Origin of the sequence: Paractinoplanes globisporus DSM 43857, from assembly GCF_000379645.1 — a bacterium.
Lineage (GTDB): Bacteria > Actinomycetota > Actinomycetes > Mycobacteriales > Micromonosporaceae > Actinoplanes > Actinoplanes globisporus.
Map to the genome: position 1 here is coordinate 299,956 of NZ_KB903296.1, position 7,654 is coordinate 307,609.

The window sequence follows — 7,654 nt, forward strand, 5'->3', positions numbered from 1 at the left end:
TCGCTGTCCCAGCGACACCATTCCCATCACCGAGGCCTTTCGACGCTTTCAACGCTTACGAATGCATTCGACGCGGGAGTACACGTCATTCCGAGGAACGACAGCATCACGATAGGAGGACCGGAACCTCGTACACGTCACTTTCCGGCTTACCGGATAAGTCCGACTTTCATCCGGCCGGTTTGTCCGGAACCCGGACGCTGTTGAGCACCGTTTGCCCCTGCTGGTCGACGAGCCTGGTGAACAATTGCTGGGCGTATCCGAACACCAGCGCCCAGGCGAGGATCTGCGCGGAGGTGTCCAGCGCGCTCAGACCCGGCACGAACTGCCCGCGCATCAGCAGCAGGCCGAGGAAGGCGGTCATCGCGCCGGTCGGCAGCTTCAGCGCGGCGAGCGCGACCGGCAGGCCGTAGCGCTCGGACGAGCCGCGGATCCGCCGGATGGTGGCGGCGCCCGCGATCGCCGCGGCCGCCAGCCCGACCAGCTCGACGATGAGCAGGTCACCGCTCTTGGCGGTGGCCGACACGACGTTGTCGATGTCCTCCACCGGCACGCCGGACGGCGGCGGCGTGTTGCCGTCCTGCGACGGCGCGAACCGGTCGGACTGCGCCGTCGGGCAGACCACCACGGCCGTTCCCGATTCCTCGGGAGCGAAACAGAGCGGAATGAGCGACCGGTCGGCCAGCCCGAGCAGCGCCACGCCGACGGCGAGCAGGGTCATCACGATCGCCGTGCCCATCACGATGTTCCGGAAGCTGCGCAGCCGGATCCGCTCCCGCAGCGCCGCCGAGCTCGCCGCCCGCACCGCCGTCACGATCTTGCCGCGCTCCTGGTCGATGACGCGGAGCCAGCCCGCGACGTCGTCATCGGTGCCGGTCGCGTTGTCCAGGCCGTTGCCGACCCGGTGGGCGATCCGCTCGAACTCGCGCCGGCCCGGGTCGGTCGGCGGCAGGTGGGCCTGCACGTCGCGCAGCAGGCTCGGCATCTGCCCGAGCACGTAGTCGGGCGGCGCCGTGTTGAGGATGTGCGCCTCGGCCGCGGCCAGGTTGCCGGCCGACCTCTCCATCAGCGGCCCGGTCCGGAAGACCCGCCGCCGGGTCGTCGCCGCCTCCCGGGCCGCGTCGAGGTGCGCCTGGATGGCCGCGGCGAGGACCTGGTCACGCGGGTTCTGCGAGCGCACCCACGCGGCGAGCGCCTCGAGCTCCTTGGCCCGGGTCAGCGTGCCCTCGCGCCAGGCCACCCACACCGGCCCGCCGACCGGTTCGAAAGTGATGTCCATACCCGATCAGAGGCGATCGGCACGAACCGGATACGTCAAGCGGCCGACAGCACCGCTCCGGCCGGCACGGCGACCATGAAACAACCGGGACGGCGCGACACCTCCGGCGAAACGTCGAGCAGGCGGGCCGCGCGTACGAGAATGGCGGCAATCTCATGATCACCCAGCCGGACCGACGTCAGGTCGCCGCGACGCCGGCGGCCGCCGGCGAGCAGCGCCGCACGCCAGGCGGCGTGCGCGAGCGTCACGCGCTGGGCGTGACGCGGCGACGACGCGCCCAGAGTCTCGTTGCCGAGCAGCGCCTGCCGGCCCTGACGCCACGCGGCCGCCATCATCCGCTCGGTCGCGAGCCGCTGCGGCTCCGGCACCAGCACCCGCTGCAGGTCGTAGCGCCGCCGGCCGCCCCCCGTTTGCACCTCGCGCTCCGCCGCAACGCCGAGGCGAGTGAGCAACGAGGTAAGGCGGCCGGCGGCGTCCTCCCGGTCGAACTCGATCGCGGCGGCGGGCCGGCCCTGGGCGAACGCGCACCGGACGAGGCACGCGGCCTCGAAGGCCGCCGGAAGCGCCGCCGCGAGCACGATGTCCCGCGCCTGATCGTGGTTCATCCCGCTACCGTGGCCGATCGGCCCGTTCGGCGGGTACAACACCGGCGCGGACTTGAGGGAAACTTGCGCCGGTGATGCCCCGTCGCAGGTTCCTGGGAGGACTCCTGGTCCTCACGGCGGCCGGCTGCGTCGGCCGGCAGCCGCGGCACCGCACGGTCCGGATCGCGACCGGCAGCCCGACGGCGGTCTACTACGCGATCGGTTCGGCGCTGGCGCGCGTGATCGATCAGGATCTGCCCAACACCGACGCCAGCGTTCTGGTCACCGCCGCGTCCGCCGAGAATCTCCAGCTCATCGCCTCCGGCCGGGCCGAGGTCGCCTTCACCCAGGCGGACGTCCTGGTCTCCGGGGGCACTTCCGCCCCGTCGATGGTCGCCCTGGCCCGGGTGTACGACGATCTGCTGCATCTCGTGGTCCGAGCCGACGGCCCGATCCGGGGGCTCGAAGACCTCCCGGGCCGGCGGGTGTCGGTCGGCGCCAAGGGCTCGGGAACGGTCGTCACCGTGCGCCGCCTGCTGACCGTCGCCCGGATGCGCGGCATCGACGAGCGCCAGCTGAGCCTCGACGACTCGATCGCCGCCCTGACCGCGCACGAGATCGACGCGTTCTTCTTCTCGGGCGGCCTGCCGGTCGCCGGCATCAAGCTGCTCAGCAGCCTGCTGTCGATCCGCCTCGTCGATCTGTCAAAGTGGGCGGGCGAACTACGAAAGACCTACAGCGACGTGTACGTCGTACGCGACGTCCCGGTGTCGGCGTACCAGATGCCGGCGGTGGCGACCGTCGCCGTCCCCAACCTGCTGGTCGTATCTTCGTCGATGGCCGACGACCTGGCCTTCGACCTGACCCGGCTGCTGCTCGAACGCCGCGAGGTCCTGGCCGCCGCCCATCCGGCCGCGGAGCGCCTCGACATCCGCTCGGCGATCGCGACCTTGCCGGTGCCCCTGCACCCGGGCGCGGCCCGCTACTACCGCTCGGCCAAGCCCTGACCAGACGCCAATCTCCTACACCCTGCATCGTCGCGCACGCCGATCATCGCCGATACGGTGCCCGTTTCGGCCATTCATTCTCCGTGGTGATCGCGGTAGACCCGATGTGCGCAATGTCAGGCGCGATCGGGATCATTTTTGGCCGCCATGGGTTGATGGGAGGTCGCCGGTGCCTCCGAGCCCGGACGATGTCATCAAGCAGGTCCTCGGGACCGTTTTCGGATCCAGTTCGATCATAGTGACGCTCTTTGTCGTCGCGAAGCTGGTCAGCGATTGGCTGGATGCTGCGAAAACCACCGTCAAGTGGGCTCGCATCGGCAGAGGTGGCGTAGTTGGCGCCTATGACAGGATTCGCCGGATCGGACCGATGCAAGCGATTCTTGCAACTGTGATCACCTTCGTCCTAGTGGTTGTCCAGACGGTCTGGCTGGCGTTGTCCTACTTCATCGGCAATGGTGTGTCGCTCTTCGCCCTCGATCGCCCGGTTCATGACGGCCCGCACTGGGCCGACTTCCTCGCTTCGCTCCGCTGGGACGTGGTATCCGGCGCCTTCGTCGCGGTTGCGGTTCTCGCCCTGATCGTCGAGTACCGCGGAGCACGCAATATCGAGGTCGGCAACCCCATGCATCGGCTTCTGATGCTCCCGCTGGCGGTGTTCGGCGGGCTCTGCGCGGTGGCTGCGGTCCTGGGGGCACTCATGTGGGCGCTGCTCACCTGGAAGCCCGACCCCAATATCGACATGTCGGCAGCCTGGGCAGGGCATATCGGCATTCAAGCGGGCAGCATCGCAGGGATAGCCGTGGCGTACGCAATTTCCACCTCGGTTGTCCTACGAACTCCGAGACTGATCAGGGACTCCTGGCGTCGGCCGGCAAGTTCACTGACGACCCTGGGCAGCGTATAGCCAAGCTCCTTCACGTCGCACGCCTCGACCGGTTCGTAGTTGTTTCTGCTGTGGACACCGGATAGCGTGGGCGAGTGGCGCCAGATATCAATGAGGATACTTCTGAGCCAGACGGGCTCGAAGGGAAGGTACTGTCGTGGCTCGCGAGCCAAGGCTATCCCCTCGAGATGCGGTTGGCCCAGGCGTTCCGAAAAGTCGCCCACGTCACGCAATCCGAGTTCTACCTCGATTCCGACCGCGGCGGGCAGCGTGAAATCGATGTGGTCGTAAGTTCGAGGCCATGGCAGTCGGCCGACGGTGAGACGTGGTTCGACTTCGAGCTTTGTGTCGAGGTAAAGGGATCGCCGGACAAGCCATGGATCGTTTTTGCCGGCGACCGGAACCCATTGCACCCAGTGGCTTCGGTCTCTCAGCGATATCGATCATCGGCTACGGAGCCGTGGTGGGATCTCCTCGCCCAGGCCCCGGCCATCCAAAGACTGCCCCTGTTCGCCATCGAGGACAATCCTGGCTATGGCGTGGTACGAGCAACCTTTTCCTCATCACAGCGCGAGGACGTAGCGTACGCGGCTGTGATGGGGGCAGCAAAGGCGAGCGCTGCCCTGACGAGCCGGACAGATGTCACGCCTCCACTCTCGAAAGTCTCCGTCGTGGCGTTGCCGGTTGTATTCATAGATGCACCGCTGTTCAAATGCAGACTCGACGGACTTGGCCTGCCGAAACTGTCTCGCACCGACAGAGCGACGCTGGTGTGGAGAAATAATGTCGGAACATCTACCGGCCACACCATCGTCCTCATCGTCACGGAATCCGGGCTCCAGTCGCTGGTAGAGGATTTTTGCGAGACGGCCGTCAATCTCGGAAAATGGCTCACGCGGTATCGGTAGCCGCTGAGTAAAATTCTCCGACCTCACCCAGCGATCTGATTTCGCCAGCGTGGACTTTCGGTCGGCTGACCCTCAGTCGCTCTCGTGTTTGTCCTGCGTCCGGATGTCGATCTCGGCCGTGGTGATCGCTTCGGTCCAGCGGCCGGGGAGGGTCGCGGGGCCGCGGCGGGTGACCTCTGTCCGGCCGGGGACCTCCAGGCGCATCCGGATCGCGGCGGGGACGCCGTCGCTCAGGTGATGGACGACCTCGATGCGGTGCACGTCGCGGACCGGGTAGGTGGCGGTGGACCGGTTCGCGCGGACTACGGTCAGCTCGCCGCCGGTCAGGCGCATCTCGACCACCTTGCGCCGGTCGAGCAGGAACTCCCACAGGGCGGCGACGACGGCCAGCGGGACCAGCGCGCCCGGGGCCAGGAGCGCCCAGAAGGAAGCTCTTCCGGCACCCGCGCCGACGCACAGGACCAGGATCGTCGGAATCGCGCAGCACGCCACCAGCGGGCCGCCGCTCTTGCGCAACGTCCAGTACGGATCGTCGCTGTTCGAGTACCAGACGACGGGTTCCACCTCGGTCACAACATCATCGTGACCGGTCACGACAAGACACCGCGGGTTCAGAGCCGCCAGGCATAGACGATGCCCGCGTACGGGCTCAAGGACATCGCGACGATGCGGGCGTCCTTCGGGATCTCGGCCGTCACCCAGGCCGTCTGCCGCTGGCCGGGGTCGGTGCGCAGGTTCTCGAAACCGGGTGCGGCCGTGGTGGTGACGAAGCCGGGGAACCACTGGCGGCCCTCGCTGTCGAGGAAGACCACCATGTGTTCCGGGTTCAGCGGCCACGGACGGGTGCCGGCGACTCGCAGGCTCAACTGCACCGAGTACGCCCGGCGGCCGGCCGCCACGCCGCCGGAGGCCGGGGCCGGGTCCATCACCCGCTGGGGTGTGACGTCCAGGCGCTCGCCGGCCTGGCGCAGCGCCTGCTGCGTGGTGCCCAGCCGGGGCCAGTCTCCCGGGCGGTAGGGCGGGAGCGAGACCGGCGGGCCGGGCGCGGTGAGGTCGGTGGTCAGCGCGTTGCCGCCGACCGAGAAGTACCGGAGGCGCTGCGTCGCGGGGACCTGGAAGACGACCGTGCCGCGCCGCTCGTCGCCGGGCATCAGGTCGGTGGACTCGATGCCGTCGCGGCCCTCCACGCTTTCCGGGTGGGGCTCGTAGGCGTCGCCGGACTCGGCCACGACCCGCATGCGGGAGAACAGGTCGACGCCGGCGGCCGACCCGCCGGCCTGGAGGCGGAAGCCCAGGCCGACGAGGCGGCAGCCCGGGTCGGGTCGGCCGATCGGCAGCGGGTCGCGGACCGAGGTGACCGTGGCGGTGACGGTGCCGCCCTGGCTCGGCACCGGCTTGGCCGTACCCAGCGGGTCGGCCGCGCTCGGAAGCTTGGCCGGCGCGGAGGCGTCCGGGCGGCAGTTCTCCGGGGCGGCGTCGCCTTGGGGCCGCAGCCCCGTCAGCCGGCCTGTTCGTCGAGCAGGTCGGTGACCAGGTCGCGGGGCAGGCCGTGGGTGTCGTGCAGGTAGCGGTAGTCGTCCTCGGTCAGCGGGCCTCGCGAGCGCCGCCGGGAGACGACCGGGCGCCCCCGCCGCAACAGGCCGCGGAAACGGTTCTCCTCGGTGAGCATCATTTCGCGTACGGATCGGGTGTCCGTCGGCAGCCGGAAGTGGTCGATCGTGTGCTGGATCGGATCGGTCGGCAGGTCGCCGAGCGTCCGGCCGGGGTCGCCGCGCCACAGATTCGTCAGGACGCGGCGGATGAGCCGGCGCAGCACGTATCCCTGCTGCGTGGTGGAGGGCCGGACACCGTCGCCGACCACCACGATCGTGGACCGCAGATGGTCGACGACGATCCGCTGGGATCGTTCGTCGAGCGTCCAGAGCGACGGGATCGTGGTCATCCACGGCTCGAACACGTCGATCCCGAACACCGAAGGCTGTTTCTGCACGATCGTGAGCAGGCGTTCGAGGCCCATCCCGGTGTCCACCCGCTCGGGGATGACCGGCTGCAGGCTTCCGTCGTCGAGCCGGCGATAGCGCATCATCACGTGGTTCCACACCTCCACCCAGCGCTCGTCGGTCCCCGGCGAGCCGACGGGCGGCCCGTCACCGGTCCACACGAAGATCTCGGAGTCGGGCCCGCAGGGACCGGTCGGACCGTTCGACCACCAGTTGTCGTCGCGGGTGATCTCGACCGGCACCCCGAGCCGTTCCCAGGTCCGCAGGGACTCGTCGTCGCCCTCGAAGACGGTGACGTGCAGGTGCGAGGGGCTGATCCCGAAGCCGTCGCGCATCAGCTCGTAACCCCACGACAGGCTCTGCTGACCGGAGTAGTCGCCCAGCGACCAGGAGCCGAGCATCTCGAAGACGGTCAGGTGAGTGTCGTCGCCGACCTCGTCCAGGTCGGTGGTGCGCAGGCATCGCTGCACGTCCACCAGACGGCGGCCCAGCGGATGCGGACGCCCCTCGAGATACGGCGTCAGCGGGTGCATCCCCGAGGTCGTGAACAACACCGGATCGCCGGGCGGCGGGATGAGCGAGTTCCCGGGGACCAAACGATGGCCACGAGAACGGTAGAACTCGGTGAACGTGCGAATGGTCTGATCGACATTCATGACAATTGGCCTTTCCAAGGACAGGAACGACCGGAAAGGCGCCGACGCGAGCAGCGAGCCGTTTCCGGTCGCCCGCGCGGGATGAGAAAGAAATCAGGCAGCGGCAACCGACGAGCGGGAAGCTCGTGCGGTCGCGGTCATCAGACTCGTGCTGCCGTGCATAACTCCATGGTAGGAACCCCCGCCCGCCAAGCCCACCGCATTTTCAGCTGCTCTCGCCGGGCGAGCCCGCGCCCGGCAGCCCCGCGCCCGGCTGGCCCGCGCCCGGCTGGCCCGCGCCCGGCTGGCCCGCGCCCGGCTGGCCCGCGCCCGGCTGGCCCGCGCCCGGCTGGCCCGC

General features: G+C 69.0%; 9 protein-coding genes. 4 read left to right on the plus strand and 5 right to left on the minus strand.

The features are described 5' to 3' along the window. Nucleotides 1-169: 169 nt before the first annotated feature. Entirely contained in the window at nucleotides 170-1,279 is a 1,110-nt protein-coding gene (locus tag A3CQ_RS0110750; RefSeq protein WP_020510941.1) for a hypothetical protein, read from the minus strand. 35 nt (nucleotides 1,280-1,314) lie between these two features. Beyond that, a complete protein-coding gene (locus tag A3CQ_RS52310) occupies nucleotides 1,315-1,884 on the minus strand; it encodes a hypothetical protein (RefSeq protein WP_051115215.1) in 570 nt (189 codons plus the stop codon). Between the two features lie 74 nt (nucleotides 1,885-1,958). Here A3CQ_RS52310 and A3CQ_RS0110760 point away from each other — a divergent pair, with 74 nt between their 5' ends. The 3 genes from A3CQ_RS0110760 to A3CQ_RS60660 all read left to right on the plus strand — a co-directional run bounded on the left by A3CQ_RS0110760 (nucleotide 1,959) and on the right by A3CQ_RS60660 (nucleotide 4,661). Further along, the gene (locus A3CQ_RS0110760; protein ID WP_020510943.1) at nucleotides 1,959-2,870 is read left to right on the plus strand and encodes a TAXI family TRAP transporter solute-binding subunit; all 912 of its coding nucleotides are present in this window, start codon (nucleotides 1,959-1,961) and stop codon (nucleotides 2,868-2,870) included. A 169-nt stretch (nucleotides 2,871-3,039) separates the two neighbouring features. Beyond that, nucleotides 3,040-3,774: a hypothetical protein gene (locus A3CQ_RS0110765; RefSeq protein ID WP_020510944.1), complete on the plus strand. Its 735-nt coding sequence runs from the start codon at nucleotides 3,040-3,042 to the stop codon at nucleotides 3,772-3,774. 74 nt (nucleotides 3,775-3,848) lie between these two features. Next, nucleotides 3,849-4,661, plus strand: coding sequence for a hypothetical protein (locus A3CQ_RS60660; protein WP_157295654.1), 813 nt, complete (start codon nucleotides 3,849-3,851; stop codon nucleotides 4,659-4,661). Nucleotides 4,662-4,733: 72 nt separating this feature from the next. Here A3CQ_RS60660 and A3CQ_RS0110770 read toward each other — a convergent pair whose 3' ends face one another. From A3CQ_RS0110770 to A3CQ_RS0110780, 3 genes are all read right to left on the minus strand, one after another. Further along, nucleotides 4,734-5,234: a hypothetical protein gene (locus tag A3CQ_RS0110770; protein ID WP_020510945.1), complete on the minus strand. Its 501-nt coding sequence runs from the start codon at nucleotides 5,232-5,234 to the stop codon at nucleotides 4,734-4,736. 38 nt (nucleotides 5,235-5,272) lie between these two features. Beyond that, nucleotides 5,273-6,052, minus strand: a complete 780-nt coding sequence (locus tag A3CQ_RS0110775; RefSeq protein ID WP_020510946.1) for a hypothetical protein — start codon at nucleotides 6,050-6,052, stop codon at nucleotides 5,273-5,275. A gap of 107 nt (nucleotides 6,053-6,159) precedes the next feature. Further along, nucleotides 6,160-7,317: an alanine--tRNA ligase-related protein gene (locus A3CQ_RS0110780; RefSeq protein WP_020510947.1), complete on the minus strand. Its 1,158-nt coding sequence runs from the start codon at nucleotides 7,315-7,317 to the stop codon at nucleotides 6,160-6,162. 253 nt (nucleotides 7,318-7,570) lie between these two features. Between A3CQ_RS0110780 and A3CQ_RS64410 the strand changes: the two genes are divergently transcribed. Further along, a partial coding sequence (locus A3CQ_RS64410) for a hypothetical protein (RefSeq protein WP_505558652.1) occupies nucleotides 7,571-7,654 on the plus strand: 84 nt, incomplete at its 3' end.